Source organism: Pseudomonas sp. AS2.8 (genome assembly GCF_014190935.1).
In the GTDB taxonomy this organism is placed as follows: domain Bacteria; phylum Pseudomonadota; class Gammaproteobacteria; order Pseudomonadales; family Pseudomonadaceae; genus Chryseomonas.
On record NZ_JACHVV010000001.1, the window covers coordinates 1,192,566 to 1,207,388 of the forward strand.

Sequence of the window (14,823 nt, forward strand, 5' to 3'; positions counted from 1 at the left end):
AATGGCGGATCGCTACTCTGGACCCAGATCAAACAGCAACCAGAGAGAATCACCATGAAAAAGCTGACCGCCCTCGCAACTGCCGCCTTCCTGCTCACCGGTGTGAGCGTCGCCCAGGCCCGCGATCTCGGCCCCGATGAAGCCCTCAAGCTGCGTGACAGCGGCAAGATCAAGAGCTTCGAGGTGCTCAACCAGGCCGCCATCGCCAAGCATCCGGGCTCGACGACCCACGAGACCGAGCTGGAAGAAGAGTACGGCCGCTACATTTACCAACTGGAACTGCGTGACCCGAAAGGTGTGAAATGGGATCTGGAACTCGACGCCACCACTGGCGAAGTCCTGAAAGACCAGCGCGACAACTGACCCTTGGCCTTGCCGGGCTGGTACTGCTCGGCAGCCTGTCACCCCTGGTCCAGGCCCGTGACCTGGATCAGGACGAGGCGCTCAAGTTGCGCACGGAAGGCGTGATCCGGCCGCTGGAAAGCCTGCTGCAGCGGGTCAACGAACGCTATCCCCAGGCACGGCTGCTGGAAGCCGAACTGGAAGAGGAGGACGGGCAGTATCGCTACGAGATCGAGATCCTCGTCGGCGATGTCGTCCGCGAACTGGAAATCGGCGCGATGGATGGCGCCATCATGAAGGACGAGGTGGACGACTAGATGCGCCTGCTGTTGGTGGAAGACGATGTGGCCCTGGCCGACGAGATCACGGCGTTCCTTGCACGGCAGGGCTACGCCATCGACTGGCTGGCCGATGGCCGGGACGCCGCCTGGCAGGGCGCCCAGGAGCCCTATGACCTCATCGTTCTCGACCTGTGTCTGCCCGGCCGGCCCGGACTGGAGGTGCTCGGCGAGTGGCGCGCCAAGGCGCTGGCCACTCCGGTATTGATCCTGACCGCGCGCGACAGCTGGGTGGAGCGCATCGACGGCCTCAAGGCCGGTGCCGATGACTACCTCACCAAACCCTTTCACCCCGAAGAATTGGGTCTGCGCATCGCCGCCTTGCTGCGGCGGGTGCGCGGCGTAGCCAACCAGCCGATGCTGCAGGCAGCCGGACTCGCGCTCGACGAGGCGCGCCAATGCGTGGTGCGTGGCAGTGAAACCATCGCCCTGAGCGCGGCGGAATTTCGCCTGCTGCGCTGCTTCCTGCTGCATCCCGGGCAGATCCTGTCGAAGACGCGACTCAACGACCATCTCTACGACGGCGAGAGCGAGCGCGACTCCAATGTCATCGAGGTCCACGTCAATCATCTGCGCCGCAAGCTGGGCCGCGCGGTCATCGAGACACGGCGCGGTCAGGGCTATCGCCTGGGCGGTGTCGATTGAAATCCATCCAGGCCCGGCTCAGGGTCGGGCTGGTGGCCATCCTGCTGGTGGCCGGTCTGGTGCTGGTGCTGGGCGGTGCCTGGCTGGTGGACCATGCCCTGCGCCGCTATCTGGAAACCGGACTGCGCGGCGAGACGGAAAACCTGCTCGCCACCCTGGTGCGCGGTCCCCATGGCCTGCAACTGGACGAAAGCCGGCTGGGCAGTCTCTATACCCGGCCACTGTCCGGCCGCTATTTCCTCATCGAGATCCCGGCGCTGGGCATCCGCTGGCGCTCGCGCTCACTGTGGGATGCGCAACTGGAAGCGCCGCCCGGCCACGGCCTGAGCGAGACCCTGGCGGACGGCCCCAGTGGGCAGCGCTTGCTCGCCTACCGCGCCGATTACCAGCGCTATGGCCAGACGGTGCAAGTAACGGTCGCCGACGACTACAACCCCCTGTTGACCAACCTGACGCGCATCCTCGCGTTCGGTGGCCTGCTGGGGCTGGCGACCTTGCTGCTGGTCCTGCTGCTGCAACGGCTGATCGTGCGCCGGGCCCTGCGTCCGCTGGAGCGGGTGCGCGAGCAGATCGCCCAGCTGCACCAGGGGCGCCGCTCGACACTGGACGCCAGCGTGCCCTCCGAACTCGCGCCGCTGGTGGCGGAAATGAATGCCCTGCTGCGCCATACCGAAGACGGTCTCAAGCGCGCGCGGCATGGCATCGGCAACCTGGGGCATGCACTCAAGACCCCGCTGGCGGTGCTGACCAGCCTGGCCGAGCGGCCCGAACTGCAGGCGATGCCCGCGCAGCGCGAGGTCTTGCGCGAGCAACTGGGTCGTATCCGTCAGCGCCTGGAGCGGGAGTTGCGCCGTGCCCGGCTGGCCGGCGAGGCGCTGCCGGGCGCGTACCTAAATGGCGCCGAATTGCGTGAACTCTGCGTACTGCTCAATCGGTTGCATGGCGAGCACCTGGCGTTCGAGTGCCGGCTACCCGCGGAGCTGCGGCTGCCCTGGGACCGGGAAGACCTGCTGGAGTTGTTCGGGACCCTGCTGGACAACGCCGGCAAATGGGCGGATCGGCAGGTCCGGCTGGCGGTGGCGCAGGGTGCAGAGGGCTATCTGATCCACGTCGAGGACGACGGACCCGGTGTGCCTGAGGCCCAGCGCGAGACCATCCTCGATCGGGGTTGCCGGCTGGATGAAGCGGTCAGCGGTCACGGGCTGGGGCTGGGGATCGCCAAGGACATCGTCGACAGCTGTGGCGGAACCCTCGTCCTTGAGACCTCCGAGCTGGGTGGGCTGGCGGTGGTCATCCGGCTGCCGGTGCCGGCACGCACCCCGTCACTCAAGTGACTCCCTGGTCAAGTTATCCGGCAGGACGCCGATAACCGCACAAGCTCTTGCGACCAAGGAGAACCTCGTGAGCCTCAAATTCAAAGTCACCTTACTGGCCGTCCTGCCGGTCTGCCTCTTCACGCTGGTGCTGGGTGGACTGTCCTACTGGGTCCTGCACGAGCAGGCCGCCAGGGACGTCGCCGACGCCCGCGAGCGACTGATGGTCCAGAGTCGCAGCGCCCTGCAGAACACCGTGGAAGCCGCCATGACCGTGGTCAAGCCGCTGTACGACAGGGCCGCCGCGGGCGATACCGAGGCGCGCAAGGAGGCCATCGGCCTGCTGTCGGCCATCAGCTACGGCAAGGACGGCTATATCTTCGGCTACGATTCCAACGTGGTCCGCCTGTTCAAGGGCAACGATCCGGCCGGTATCGGCAAGAGCTTCAAGGACAACCGCGATCCCAGTGGGATCTATCTCAATCAGGAACTGGTCCGGGTGGGCAAGGATGGCTCGCATTTCAGCCGCTACAGTTCCTCGCTGCCCGGCAACAAGGACGTGCTGGTGCCCAAGCTCGCCTACACCGACTACCTGTCCAAATGGGATCTGGTGATCGGCTCGGCGGTGAATCTGGATGGCGTGGAGGCCGAGGTCGCCGCGGTGGCGCAACAGGTCGCCAAGCGTACCCAGGACCAGCTCTGGCTGATCTTCGGCGTGGCCGGCGTGCTGCTGGTGGTGATCGGCATCGCCGCGCAGCTGTTTGCCGCCCGCACCCTCAGGCCCCTGGCGCAGATCCGGGAGAATCTCGACGACATCGCGGCCGGGGAGGGCGATCTGACCCGCCGCCTGCCGGTCAACGGGCGCGACGAGATCGGCGAACTCGCTGCCGCCTTCAATCGCTTCGTCGATCGCATCCAGGGCACCATCGCCCAGGTCGTCGACATCACCCACCAGTTCACCGGTCTGCTCGACGCTGTCGCCCAGCAGGCCCAGCGCACCGATCGCGACATGCAGCGCCAGCGCAGCGAAACCGACCAGGTGGCCACCGCCATCAACCAGATGTCGGCGGCGGCCCAGGAAGTGGCGAGCAGTGCCCTGCAGGCTTCCGAAGCCACCCGTCAGACCGAGGAAAAGGGCCGGCTGGCCCGCGAGACGGTCGCCACCAGCGTGGCGCGCATTCATGAACTGGTCGAGGAGGTGCGCCAGAGCAGCGTGTCCCTGGATGGCCTCAAGCAGGACGTGGGCGCCATCGTCGGCGTGCTCGACGTGATTCGCGCCATTGCCGAGCAGACCAATCTGCTGGCGCTCAACGCCGCCATCGAAGCGGCCCGGGCGGGCGAGGCCGGTCGCGGATTCGCCGTGGTCGCCGACGAGGTACGGGCCCTGGCCAGCCGGACCCAGCAGAGCACCCAGGAAATCCAGGGCATGATCGATCGTCTGCAACAGGCCACCGGCCGCGCGGTCGGGGCCATGGAACGCTCGGGCGGCATGGGCGAGGCCACCACGGCCCAGGCCGAGCAGGCCGGCACCGCCCTGGCCGCCATCAGCGAACTGATCGCCACCATCAACGCCATGAACAGCCAGATCGCCAGTGCCGCCGAGGAGCAGACGACGGTGGCCGAGGAGGTCAACCGCAGCGTCCACACCATCGCCAATGCCGTCGACAGCATGGCCCAGGGCGCCCAGCAGGGCGCGCGCAACACCGCCGGCATGGTCGGCCTGGGCGAGCGGCTGGACGGCCTGGTCCGTCAGTTTCGCGTATGATCCCGGGCGCGCCGGCCACCTCGGCGCGCCTCTTCGGGTCGAGTTGGGGGTGCTTATGGGAACCCCACGGCTTCCGAGGCTCTAAGCAAGGCCTGTCATCCTTGTTTGGAATCGCGAAAGCCAATGAAAAGTGCTCGGCTGGAAAACAAGACATTCCTGATCCTGCTGGTGGTGGTCTCGCTGGCCTTCGTCTGGATCCTCACGCCCTTCCTGGGGGCGGTGTTCTGGGGTGCCATCCTCGCCATCCTGTTCGCCCCGCTGCAACGCTGGTTCGTCCGGCGCTTCAACAACAGACGCAACCTCGGTGCGCTCTGCACCCTGTTCGTGATCCTGCTCATCGTCATCCTGCCGGTGGTGTTCATCGCCATCTCCCTGGTGCAGGAAGGCTCGCTGCTGTATCAGCAGGTCAACAGCGGTCAGCTCAACTTCGGCCAGTACTATCAGCAGGTCTGGGGCGCCTTGCCGGATTCGGTGCGCAGCGTCCTGCAGCGCTTTGGCGCCGGTGACCTGGACGGCATCCGCCAAAAGCTCTCCGCCGGTGCCATGCAGGGCAGCCAGTGGGTCGCGACCCAGGCCTTCAGCTTCGGCCAGGGGACCTTCCAGTTCCTGATCGGCTTCGGCGTGATGCTCTATCTGCTGTTCTTCCTGCTGCGCGACGGTTCGCAGCTGGTGGCACTGATCCGCAAGGCCATTCCGCTGAGCGACATGCACAAGCGCAGCCTGATGGCCAAGTTCACCGCCGTGGTGCGCGCCACGGTCAAGGGCAACATCATCGTCGCCGTGGTGCAGGGCGCCCTGGGCGGCTTCATCCTCGGCGTGCTGGGTGTCCAGGGCGCGGTGCTGTGGGGCACCCTGATGGCCTTCCTGTCGCTGCTGCCCGCCGTGGGTTCGGCGCTGATCTGGGTGCCGGTGGCCATCTACTTCCTGGCCACCGGCGCGGTGATCAAGGGGGTGATCCTGATCGTCTTCGCCGTGGTGGTGATCGGTCTGGTGGACAACCTGCTGCGCCCCATCCTGGTCGGCAAGGACACCAAGATGCCGGACTACGTGGTGCTGATCTCCACCATCGGCGGCATGTCGCTGTTCGGCCTCAACGGCTTCGTCATCGGCCCGCTGATCGCCGCGCTGTTCATGTCGACCTGGGACCTGTTCAGCCACCGCGACGACATCTAAAAACCTGCTTACGATCTGCTGCGCGTCGGCCAAACCGCGTTAAAAGCGCCCTGGAAGGCCAGCCCCGCCGGAATGCTCATTTACTCTATGTAAACTCCGCTTCCTCAGGTGTTTTCGCGGGGCCGCCTAGGCCTTGTTTGGCTCTAGCTCGCGAGATCCTAAGCAGGTTTTGCACAGTGAGGGCGCTTAGCCCTGGTCGGGCTCCGAGGGATAGCGGGTGGCGACCAGACTTTCCTTGACCTTGCGCAGGTGCGGCTGGAAATCCACGCCGCGCTTGAGCGTGACCCCGGTGGCGAGGATGTCCAGCACGGTGAGCTGGATGATCCGCGAGGTCATGGGCATGTAGATGTCAGTGTCTTCCGGCAAGGGGATGTCCAGGCTGTGGGTGCAGACCTTGGCCAGCGGGGTATTGCTGGCGGTGAGGCCGAGCACCGAGGCGCCGTTGTCCCGCGCCAGCTTGGCCACGTCCACCAGTTCACGGGTGCGGCCGGTGTAGGAGATGATCACGAACAGGTCGCCGGTCCTGGCGATGGAAGCGAGCATCCGCTGCATCAGCACGTCCGAATGCGCCGACACCGCCATGTTGAAGCGAAAGAACTTGTGCTGGGCGTCCAGGGCCACGGGTGCCGAGGCGCCCAAGCCGAAGAAGTGGATCTGCCGCGCCTGGATCATCAGGTCCACCGCGCGATCCACGGTGCGGGCGTCCAGTCGCTGGCGGGCGCTGTCCAGCGAGGCGATGGTGCTGCTGAAGATCTTTTCCGCGTAGGCTTCGGATTCGTCGTTGGCTTCCACCGCCTGGCTGACGTAGACCGCGCCGCTGGCGATGCTCTGCGCCAGCTGGATCTTCATCTCCGGGTAGCCGCTCACGCCGAGCGAACGGCAGAAGCGATTGACGGTGGGCTCGCTGACCTGGGCCGCCTGGGCCAGGGCCGCGATGGTGTAGCGGGTGGCCTGCCGGGGATTCTGCAGGATGACCTCGGCGACCTTGCGTTCCGCGCGGTTGAGTTCGCCGATGCGGTTCTGGATGGTTTGCAGCAGGGTGCTGGCACGATCCATGAGAACTCCTAGTGGTTGTTGTGCCTCTATCCTAAGGCTATAAAAGGTGTGGGCCGGGCTTACCCCTGCGCCGTATTTTTTAATATAAAGACTACGCGAATCGCCCCAGCTCCCCTATGATGGTGCTGGAATATCTCAAACTTTAAGTAAAAGAACGAATATTTATGGCTGGCGTCCGAGTTCTACCCTGTACCCTGGCAATCTTCGGCGCGTTGGGCGACCTGGCTCTGCGCAAACTTTTCCCTGCCCTGTACCAGCTGGATCGTGAAGGTCTGCTGCACGAGGATACCCGCATCATGGCGCTGGCGCGTGACCAGGGCGATGGGGTCAAGCAGCTGGAGCACATCGAGGAGCGCCTGCGCCACTATGTGCCCAAGGCCGACTGGGACGAAGCGGTATGGACCCGGATGCGCGGCCGCCTGGGCTATCGCGCCATCGATTTTCGCAATCGCGAAGACTATACGGGACTTGCCGAGGCTGTGGGCGAGACCTCGCCGCTGATCGCCTATTTCGCCACCCCGGCGCTGGTCTACAGTGCCATCTGCGAGAACCTCGCCGCCGTCGGCCTGTGCGAGCGCACCCGGGTGGTGATGGAAAAGCCCATCGGCTACGACCTGGAATCCTCCAAGGTGGTCAACGACGCCGTGGCGCGCTTCTTCCCCGAAGACCGCGTCTACCGCATCGACCATTACCTGGGCAAGGAGACGGTGCAGAACCTTATCGCCCTGCGCTTCGCCAACAGCCTGTTCGAGACCCAGTGGAACCAGAACTATATCTCCCACGTGGAAATCACCGTGGCCGAGAAGGTGGGTATCGAGGGGCGCTGGGGCTATTTCGACCAGGCCGGCCAGCTGCGCGACATGGTGCAGAACCACCTGCTGCAGCTGCTCTGCCTGACCGCCATGGACCCGCCGGCGGATCTTTCGGCCGACAGCATTCGTGACGAGAAGGTCAAGGTGCTCAAGGCGCTCGAGCCCATCACCGCCGACCAGCTGGCCAGCCGCGTGGTCCTCGGGCAGTACACCTCGGGCTACAGCGACGGCAAGCCTGTGCCGGGTTATCTGGAAGAGCCCAATTCCAACACCGAAAGCCGCACCGAGACCTTTGTCGCCATCCGCGCCGACATCCGCAACTGGCGCTGGTCGGGCGTGCCTTTCTATCTGCGTACCGGCAAGCGCATGCCGCAGAAGCTGTCGCAGATCGTCATCCACTTCAAGGAACCACCGCACTACATCTTCGCTCCCGAGCAGCGCAGCCTGATCAGCAACCGCCTGATCATCCGCATCCAGCCGGACGAAGGGATTTCGCTGCAGGTGATGAGCAAGGACCAGGGTCTGCGCAAGGGCATGCAGCTGCGCAGCGGTCCGTTGCAGCTCAATTTCTCCGAGACCTTCAAGCATCTGCGCACCCCGGATGCCTACGAGCGACTGCTGCTGGAAGTCATGCAGGGCAACCAGTCGCTGTTCGTCCGCAAGGACGAGATCGAAGCGGCCTGGAAATGGTGCGATCAGCTGATGGATGGCTGGTCGAAGATGGGCGACTCGCCCAAGTCCTATGCCGCCGGCAGCTGGGGTCCGCTGACCTCCATCGCACTGATCGCACGAGACGGGAGATCCTGGTATGGCGACATCTGATCTGGGGCAGGGCGTGACCCTGCGCGAATTGCCCGACCGCGAGGCCCATGCCGCGGCGTTGGCCGAGACGGTCACCGCGGCGCTGCGCGAGGCCCTGGCGGCCCGTGGTGAGGCACTGCTGATCGTGTCCGGTGGCCGCAGTCCGGTGCCCTTCTTGGAGCGCCTGGCGCAGGCCGAGCTGGACTGGTCCAGGGTGCTGGTCACCCTGGCGGACGAGCGCTGGGTCCCCGGTGACCACCCGGACAGCAATGCCGGCCTGTTGCGCCAGCACCTGTTCCAGGGCCCCGCCGCCGCCGCAGGTTTCGTCGATCTCTACAGTCCGGCCAGCGCCACGGAAGAGGGCATGGCCCAGACCGAGGCCCGGCTGCGCGACACCCTGGCGACCCCCGATGTGCTGGTGCTGGGCATGGGCGACGATGCCCATACCGCCTCGCTGTTCCCCGGCAGTCCCGGCCTGGAAGAGGCCCTGGATCCGGCCAGCGAGCGCCTGAGCTTTCCCGGCGTGGCACCGTCCGCGCCGCAGACCCGCATCACCCTGAGCCGCGCCTACCTGAGTCGCGCGCGGCAGCAGATCCTCGCCATCCAGGGCGCGGGCAAGCGACAGGTGCTGGAAACTGCTCTGGCCGAGGGCGACGAGCTGGCCACTCCGATCAAGGCGTTCCTGCGCGAACCCCTGGTCGTCTATTGGTGCCCCTGACGAGGAGTTGAGTTTTGGACATGCAGAACAAGATCGCGACCCTAGATGCCCTGTGCGCCCGCGCGCGAATCCTGCCGGTGATCGTGATCAACGATCCCGCTGACGTGCTGCCGTTCGCCGACGCCATGGCCGCGGGGGGACTCACCGCCCTGGAAATCACCCTGAGATCGGCCCATGGGCTGGACGCGGTGCGCCTGCTGCGCCAGGAACGTCCCGAGCTGGATGTCGGCGTGGGCACCGTGCTGGATGTGCGGATGTTCGACGCCGCGGTCGAGGCCGGCGCCCAGTTCATCGTCACTCCGGGCACCACCGAGGAAATCCTCCAGGCCGGGGTATCGGCGCCCATCCCGCTGCTGCCGGGCATCGCCACGCCCTCGGAGATCATGCAGGCCTACCGCCTGGGTTATCGCCGCTTCAAGCTGTTCCCTGCCAACGTCTATGGCGGCGTGGATGCGCTCAAGGCTTTTGCCGGCCCCTTCGCCGAACTCAAGTTCTGCCCCACCGGCGGCGTCAACCCGGGCAACGTGAAGAACTACTTCCAGCAGCCCAACCTGCTGTGCGTCGGCGGCAGCTGGATGCTGCCCAGCGACGTGGTGAAGGCCAAGGACTGGACGCGCGTCGAGCAGCTCTGCCGCGAAGCCCTGGCGACGCTGGACTGAGCCTGCGGCCATCCGTCACCCGCCGGACGAGCTAGGCTGGCGCGAGCAGGGGCGCTATCATGCGCCCCTGTCTTTTTCCTGGCGCCCGTTCCGCGGCGCCTTTGTCGTCCACTACACCGGGAGGTGCCTGATGACCCTCGACAAGAATCCCCCAAACGAATCCCTCGACGAAACCGTCCCCGCGCCGGCTGGCGAAAAGCTGCAGAAGGTGCTGTCGCGCCTGGGCGTCGGCTCGCGTCGCGACGTCGAAGCCTGGATCGGCGAAGGCCGCATCAAGGTCAACGGCGTGGTCGCCCCCCTGGGGCTGCGCGTCATGCCCAAGGACGCCATCGCGGTGGACGGACGGCTGCTCAAGCGTGACCAGGCCGAGGAAGTGGTACGTCGCGTGCTGATCTACAACAAGCCCGAAGGCGAGATCTGCACCCGTGACGATCCCGAAGGCCGGCCCACCGTCTTCGATCGCCTGCCCAAGCCCAAGCAGGGCCGCTGGATCAATGTCGGTCGCCTGGACATCAACACCACCGGCCTGCTGATGTTCACCACCGATGGCGAACTGGCCAACCGGCTGATGCACCCGTCCTACCAGATGGACCGCGAGTACGCGGTACGGGTACGCGGCGAGGTCACCGAAGAGATGCTGCTGCGCCTGAAGAACGGGGTGATCCTCGAAGACGGCCCGGCACGCTTCACCGACGTCCAGCAGGCGCCGGAAGGCGACGGCTTCAACCACTGGTTCCATTGCGTGGTGATGGAAGGCCGCAACCGCGAGGTTCGTCGGCTGTGGGAATCCCAGGGCCTGGTGGTGAGCCGCTTGAAGCGCGTACGTTTCGGTCCGGTGTTCATGACCAGCGATCTGCCGGTTGGGCGCTGGCGCGAGATGACCCAGGGGGAGATCGACATCCTTGCGGGCGAAGTCGGCCTGCCGCCGGTGGCGCTGCCGTCCATGGGCGGCAAGACCAAGGAAAAGCTCGAGCGCCAGCAGCGCAAGACCGCGCGGCCGATCGATGCCGGTCGGGGTTCGCGGAACAAGCTCAACAAGACGGGCAAGGCCGGCAAGACCCAGGGGTCGGCCGTGGCCGAGCGTCCCAGCGAAATGGGCCGCAAGCCGGTCAGCAAGGGTCGTACCTCGCCAGGCATTGCGCCGCGTCGTGGTCCGAGTGGCGGCGGTACCGGCAAGGGCGGTCGCCGCTAAGCCGCGAGGTCGCCTGGCTCCAGGCGACCCTCAGGCCAGGCTGCAGAATCGATTGCGGCCGTCGGCCTTGGCCTGATAGAGGGCCCGATCCGCGCGCAGCAGCAGGCAACGCGGGGATTCCACGTCGCGCAGGGTTGCCAGACCCAGGCTCAGGGTGACCGGCAGCGGAATGGCACCGGCGTTCTCCGACTGGGCCTCCACCGCCGCTCTTAGGCGTTCCGCCACGATATGGGCTGCCTCATGGCCGGTGGCCGACAGCAGCACACAGAATTCCTCGCCGCCAAAGCGAAAGACCATGTCCATGCTTCTCAGGCTGTTGCCGAGGGTGCGGGCGGTCTGGCGCAGCACGTCGTCGCCGACACTGTGGCCGAAGCGGTCGTTGATGCGCTTGAAATGGTCCAGATCCACCATCAGCAGCGACAGCGGCTGCTGGGTCCGGCGGGCCAGTTCCAGTTCGCGCACCAGGGCACGATCCAGGGCGCTGCGATTGCCGACACCGGTCAGGGCATCGCGCAGGGCATTGTTCTGGGCCTCGCGATAGAGCAGGGCATTGCGCAGGGGAAACAGCAGGCTACCGAGCAGGTATTCCAGCGCACCGAGTTCGCTGTCCTGAAAGCGCTCCTGACGGTAGAAGGTCAGGTCACCCAGGCGAAGGTCCCCCTGGCTCAGGTGATAGTGCACCTGATGACCCTGGTCTTCGCCCAGGCCGATGGCGACGTCTTCCGCGGCATTGCGATAGGCGAGGCCAGGCAGGTCCACCAGCGTATCCACCTCCTGCCGGAAGAGTTGCAGGACCCGTTCGAGATCCAGCGAGGTCTGCAGGACGCCGAGCAAGCGCTGGCGCAGGGCGCCCAGTACCGCGGGATCGCTTTCGCGGGCGGGGACGGCCAGAGTGGCGTTACGCTGCTGGCGAGCGCGATCGAGGTTGATGGTGTTGGACGAGGGCGGGACCATGCCTGTTCTCCTTGGCGGATAGTCCCTCTACAGCGAGAAGCGTGCCAGTCTTGTAGAGTCAATCAAATCAATGACTTAGCAGAATGGTGGCGATTGGCCGTCTGTAACTTGACGCCTGAAGCCCAGGCGGGCCGCTATTGCGGCCCGCGGGTGACGACTTTCCGACGCGTGGTCTAGACCTTGAGCACCAGCTTACCGAAGTTCTCGCCGGAGAACAGTTTCATCAGGGTCTCGGGAAAGGTGTCCAGGCCTTCCACCACGTGTTCGCGGGATTTGAGCTGGCCATCGGCCAGCCAGATCAACAGCTGCTTCTGGGCCTCGGCGTAGCGAGCGGCGTGGTCGAGCACGATGAAGCCTTCCATGCGCGCGCGATTGCTGAGCAGCGCCAGGTAATTCTGTGGACCCTGCACCTTGTCGCTGTTGTACTGGCTGATGGCGCCGCAGAGCACTATCCGCGCACGGAAATTGATCTGCGCCAGGACCGCGTCCAGGGTCGGGCCGCCGACGTTGTCGAAATAGACATCGATACCGTTGGGGCACTCCCGCTGCAGGGCGGCCGCGAGGTCCGGCTCGGCCTTGTAGTCGATGGCAGCGTCGAATCCCAGCTCCTCGATCAGATAGCGGCATTTTTCCGCACCACCGGCGATGCCCACCACATGACAGGCCTTGAGCTTGCCGATCTGCCCCACCATGCTGCCGACCGCGCCGGCAGCGCCGGAGACCACGATGGTCTGGCCGGCCTTGGGCTCGCCGACTTCCAGCAGGCCGAAGTAGGCGGTCAGGCCGGTCATGCCGAGCACGGAAAGATACTGGGGCAGGCTGGCCTTGCTGGGGTCCACCTTGTAGAAGCCCTGGGGCTCGCCCAGAAAGTAATCCTGGATGCCGAGCATGCCGTTGATCGTGTCGCCTACCTTGAAGTCCGGGTGATTGGAGGCCACCACCTCGCCGACGCCAAGGGCGCGAATGACTTCGCCGATGCCGATGGGCTTGATATAGGACTTGCCCTCGTTCATCCAGCCGCGCATGGCCGGGTCGAGGGAGAGGAAGAGATTCTTGATCAGCACCTGACCGGCGCCGGGTTCGCCGACCGGCTGCTCGACGCGCTCGAAGGTGTCGGCGGTGGGTTCGCCGGACGGGCGCTTGGCGAGCAGGAATTGGCGATTGGTACGGGACATGGTGTTCTCCTGACGTGAAGGATCCAGTTCCGACCCGTCAGGAGGGGTGCAGGTTCTAACGGCGGCGTGCAGTGAGTAGCAAACTGGCCAAAAGGCCGGCGACCAGGCCCCAGAAGGCCGCGCCGATCCCGGCCAGGGTCAGGCCCGAGGCGGTGACCAGGAAGGTGATGAGCGCCGGCTCGCGCTGTCCGGGATCGGCCAGGGCGCCGTGCAGGCCGTTCATGATGGAGCCGAGCAGCGCCAGGGCGGCCACCGAGATCACCAGCTCGCCTGGTAGGGCGGTGAACAAGGCGGCCAGGGTGGCACCGAACAACCCGGCGATGCCGTAGAAGAGGCCGCACCAGATCGCCGCCGTATAGCGCTTGCTGGCGTCTTCATGGGCCTGGGGACCGGTGCAGATCGCCGCGCTGATGGCCGCCAGGTTGATGCCATGGGAGCCGAAGGGTGCCAGCAGCAGCGAGGCGAGGCCGGTGGTGGCGATCAGCGGCGAGGCCGGAACCGCGTAGCCATCGGTACGCAGCACGGCGATGCCCGGCATGTTCTGCGAGGCCATGGCCACCACGAACAGCGGGATGGCGATGCCGATGGTGGCGGCCAGGGAAAAGGTCGGGGCAGTCCACACCGGCACTGCCAATTCCAGCCGCAGGGCGTGGAAGTCCAGCAGGCCCAGCCCGGCGGCCAGCAGCAGGCCCACCACCAGGGCGACCAGCACGCAGTAGCGCGGCCACAGCCGCTTGGCCACCAGATAGGCCAGGGCCATGCCCAGGACCAGGGCGGTCTGGTGCTGGGCCGCGGCGCAGATCTCGATACCGATGCGGAAGAGGATGCCGGCCAGCAGAGCGGCGGCGAGTGCCGGCGGCACCCGGCGCAGCAGGCGGTCGACGCTGCCGGTGAGGCCGCAGAGGGCGAGCAGCACGGCGCAGATGACGAAGGCGCCGATGGCGTCGCTGTAGGGCACCGACGGCAGGCTGGTGACCAGCAACGCGGCGCCCGGGGTCGACCAGGCGATGACGATGGGGGTGCGGTATTTCAGCGATAGGCCGATGGTGGTCAGCGCCATGCCGATGGACAATGCCCAGATCCAGGAGGAGATCTGTCCGGTGCTCAGGCCGGCATTCTGGCCGGCCTGGAACATCAGCACCAGGGAGCTGGTGTAGCCCACCAGCATGGCGACGAAGCCGGCGACCACGGCGGCGGGCGAGGTGTCGGCCAGCGGGGTAAGGCGTTGCGGAGCCGCGTGCATCGAAAAACCTCAGCGATGGCCGAACAGGATGGGGTAGAGGGACAGCACCAGCAGCAACGCCATGCTCCAGTTGAACAGCCGCAACCGTGCCGGGCTGCTGAGCAGACGGCGCAGGCCCATGCCGAACAGGGTCCAGAGGCTGACGCTGGGCAGGTTGATCAGGGCGAAGAGCAAGGCGACCAGCAGCAGGTTGGCGGTGAAGTTCTCGGCCGGAATATAGGCGGTGACCGCGCCGATGGCCATCACCCAGGCCTTGGGGTTCACCCATTGGAAGGCCGCTGCCTGGAAGAAGCCGAAGGGTTTGCCGCTGCCCGACTCCCGCGGCGTCGGGGCGGAGGCGGTGGCCAGCTTCCAGGCCAGATACAGCAGATAGCCACCGCCAATGACCCGCAAGGCGATCTGCAGCGGTGGATAGAGCACGAACAGCTGACCCAGGCCGAGACCGGTGCAGATGACCAGCAGCATGTGGCCCAGGCTGATGCCGAACATGTGTGGCAGGGTCCGCCGAAAGCCGAAATTGACCCCTGATGCCAGCAGCATCATGTTGTTGGGGCCGGGCGTGGCGGAGGAGACGAAGGCGAAGAGCATGAAGGCGGAGAGCAGTTCGACGGTCATGAGGGGCATCCCTGGGCTTTGC

At 65.9% G+C, this 14,823-nt stretch carries 15 protein-coding genes and 1 pseudogene; 11 read left to right on the forward strand and 5 right to left on the reverse strand.

The features are described from left to right. Nucleotides 1-54 precede the first annotated feature (54 nt). From FHR73_RS05410 to FHR73_RS05435, 7 genes and pseudogenes are all read left to right on the forward strand, one after another. The gene (locus FHR73_RS05410; RefSeq protein ID WP_183629905.1) at nt 55-363 is read left to right on the forward strand and encodes a PepSY domain-containing protein; all 309 of its coding nucleotides are present in this window, start codon (nt 55-57) and stop codon (nt 361-363) included. Then, nucleotides 303-659 carry a PepSY domain-containing protein gene (locus FHR73_RS05415; RefSeq protein WP_311629048.1) on the forward strand — a complete coding sequence of 119 codons (357 nt, stop codon included), beginning with the start codon at nt 303-305 and terminating at the stop codon, nt 657-659. Before FHR73_RS05410 ends, FHR73_RS05415 begins: the two co-directional genes overlap by 61 nt. After that, on the forward strand, nt 660-1,325 hold the full coding sequence (locus tag FHR73_RS05420) for a response regulator transcription factor (protein ID WP_183629906.1): 666 nt from the start codon (nt 660-662) through the stop codon (nt 1,323-1,325). Further along, nucleotides 1,322-2,659: a sensor histidine kinase gene (locus FHR73_RS05425; protein ID WP_183629907.1), complete on the forward strand. Its 1,338-nt coding sequence runs from the start codon at nt 1,322-1,324 to the stop codon at nt 2,657-2,659. Before FHR73_RS05420 ends, FHR73_RS05425 begins: the two co-directional genes overlap by 4 nt. A 127-nt stretch (nt 2,660-2,786) precedes the next feature. Then, nucleotides 2,787-3,545 (forward strand): annotated as a pseudogene (locus FHR73_RS22705) (cache domain-containing protein); the annotation flags it as partial. A gap of 102 nt (nt 3,546-3,647) precedes the next feature. Further along, entirely contained in the window at nt 3,648-4,403 is a 756-nt protein-coding gene (locus tag FHR73_RS22710) for a methyl-accepting chemotaxis protein (protein ID WP_409258665.1), read from the forward strand. Nucleotides 4,404-4,526: 123 nt separating this feature from the next. Then, nucleotides 4,527-5,576 (forward strand): AI-2E family transporter, encoded by a 1,050-nt coding sequence (locus FHR73_RS05435; RefSeq protein ID WP_183629909.1) that lies wholly within the window; start codon nt 4,527-4,529, stop codon nt 5,574-5,576. Between the two features lie 186 nt (nt 5,577-5,762). Here FHR73_RS05435 and FHR73_RS05440 read toward each other — a convergent pair whose 3' ends face one another. Further along, entirely contained in the window at nt 5,763-6,632 is an 870-nt protein-coding gene (locus FHR73_RS05440; RefSeq protein ID WP_133860632.1) for a MurR/RpiR family transcriptional regulator, read from the reverse strand. 164 nt (nt 6,633-6,796) lie between these two features. On the opposite strand from FHR73_RS05440, the gene zwf reads away from it, so the two are divergent. The 4 genes from zwf to rluB all read left to right on the forward strand — a co-directional run bounded on the left by zwf (nt 6,797) and on the right by rluB (nt 10,814). After that, nucleotides 6,797-8,266 carry a glucose-6-phosphate dehydrogenase gene (gene zwf, locus FHR73_RS05445; protein WP_183629910.1) on the forward strand — a complete coding sequence of 490 codons (1,470 nt, stop codon included), beginning with the start codon at nt 6,797-6,799 and terminating at the stop codon, nt 8,264-8,266. Then, a complete protein-coding gene (gene pgl / locus FHR73_RS05450) occupies nt 8,253-8,963 on the forward strand; it encodes a 6-phosphogluconolactonase (protein WP_183629911.1) in 711 nt (236 codons plus the stop codon). The genes zwf and pgl overlap by 14 nt, the downstream gene beginning before the upstream one ends. 20 nt (nt 8,964-8,983) lie before the next feature. Continuing rightward, nucleotides 8,984-9,622 carry a bifunctional 4-hydroxy-2-oxoglutarate aldolase/2-dehydro-3-deoxy-phosphogluconate aldolase gene (locus tag FHR73_RS05455; protein WP_183629912.1) on the forward strand — a complete coding sequence of 213 codons (639 nt, stop codon included), beginning with the start codon at nt 8,984-8,986 and terminating at the stop codon, nt 9,620-9,622. A 130-nt stretch (nt 9,623-9,752) separates the two neighbouring features. Next, on the forward strand, nt 9,753-10,814 hold the full coding sequence (gene rluB, locus FHR73_RS05460; RefSeq protein ID WP_183629913.1) for a 23S rRNA pseudouridine(2605) synthase RluB: 1,062 nt from the start codon (nt 9,753-9,755) through the stop codon (nt 10,812-10,814). Between the two features lie 30 nt (nt 10,815-10,844). Here the strand turns inward: rluB and FHR73_RS05465 are convergent, their stop codons facing one another. The 4 genes from FHR73_RS05465 to FHR73_RS05480 all read right to left on the reverse strand — a co-directional run bounded on the left by FHR73_RS05465 (nt 10,845) and on the right by FHR73_RS05480 (nt 14,801). Further along, nucleotides 10,845-11,768 carry a GGDEF domain-containing protein gene (locus FHR73_RS05465; protein ID WP_183629914.1) on the reverse strand — a complete coding sequence of 308 codons (924 nt, stop codon included), beginning with the start codon at nt 11,766-11,768 and terminating at the stop codon, nt 10,845-10,847. A 173-nt stretch (nt 11,769-11,941) separates the two neighbouring features. After that, nucleotides 11,942-12,943 (reverse strand): NADP-dependent oxidoreductase, encoded by a 1,002-nt coding sequence (locus FHR73_RS05470; RefSeq protein WP_183629915.1) that lies wholly within the window; start codon nt 12,941-12,943, stop codon nt 11,942-11,944. Between the two features lie 55 nt (nt 12,944-12,998). Then, nucleotides 12,999-14,186: a benzoate/H(+) symporter BenE family transporter gene (locus tag FHR73_RS05475; protein WP_183629916.1), complete on the reverse strand. Its 1,188-nt coding sequence runs from the start codon at nt 14,184-14,186 to the stop codon at nt 12,999-13,001. Nucleotides 14,187-14,195: 9 nt separating this feature from the next. Then, nucleotides 14,196-14,801 carry a LysE family translocator gene (locus FHR73_RS05480; RefSeq protein WP_183629917.1) on the reverse strand — a complete coding sequence of 202 codons (606 nt, stop codon included), beginning with the start codon at nt 14,799-14,801 and terminating at the stop codon, nt 14,196-14,198. Between the last annotated feature and the right edge of the window lie 22 nt (nt 14,802-14,823).

Coding starts and splice junctions, on each gene's coding strand:
- FHR73_RS05455 (WP_183629912.1), top strand. CDS start 8,984: ATGCAGAACAAGATCGCGACCCTAGATGCCCTGTGCGCCCGCGCGCGA.
- FHR73_RS05480 (WP_183629917.1), bottom strand. CDS start 14,801: ATGACCGTCGAACTGCTCTCCGCCTTCATGCTCTTCGCCTTCGTCTCC.
- FHR73_RS05415 (WP_311629048.1), top strand. CDS start 303: ATGGGATCTGGAACTCGACGCCACCACTGGCGAAGTCCTGAAAGACCA.
- FHR73_RS05410 (WP_183629905.1), top strand. CDS start 55: ATGAAAAAGCTGACCGCCCTCGCAACTGCCGCCTTCCTGCTCACCGGT.
- FHR73_RS05470 (WP_183629915.1), bottom strand. CDS start 12,943: ATGTCCCGTACCAATCGCCAATTCCTGCTCGCCAAGCGCCCGTCCGGC.
- FHR73_RS05420 (WP_183629906.1), top strand. CDS start 660: ATGCGCCTGCTGTTGGTGGAAGACGATGTGGCCCTGGCCGACGAGATC.
- FHR73_RS05465 (WP_183629914.1), bottom strand. CDS start 11,768: ATGGTCCCGCCCTCGTCCAACACCATCAACCTCGATCGCGCTCGCCAG.
- FHR73_RS05475 (WP_183629916.1), bottom strand. CDS start 14,186: ATGCACGCGGCTCCGCAACGCCTTACCCCGCTGGCCGACACCTCGCCC.
- FHR73_RS05435 (WP_183629909.1), top strand. CDS start 4,527: ATGAAAAGTGCTCGGCTGGAAAACAAGACATTCCTGATCCTGCTGGTG.
- FHR73_RS22710 (WP_409258665.1), top strand. CDS start 3,648: ATGCAGCGCCAGCGCAGCGAAACCGACCAGGTGGCCACCGCCATCAAC.
- pgl (WP_183629911.1), top strand. CDS start 8,253: ATGGCGACATCTGATCTGGGGCAGGGCGTGACCCTGCGCGAATTGCCC.
- rluB (WP_183629913.1), top strand. CDS start 9,753: ATGACCCTCGACAAGAATCCCCCAAACGAATCCCTCGACGAAACCGTC.
- FHR73_RS05440 (WP_133860632.1), bottom strand. CDS start 6,632: ATGGATCGTGCCAGCACCCTGCTGCAAACCATCCAGAACCGCATCGGC.
- zwf (WP_183629910.1), top strand. CDS start 6,797: ATGGCTGGCGTCCGAGTTCTACCCTGTACCCTGGCAATCTTCGGCGCG.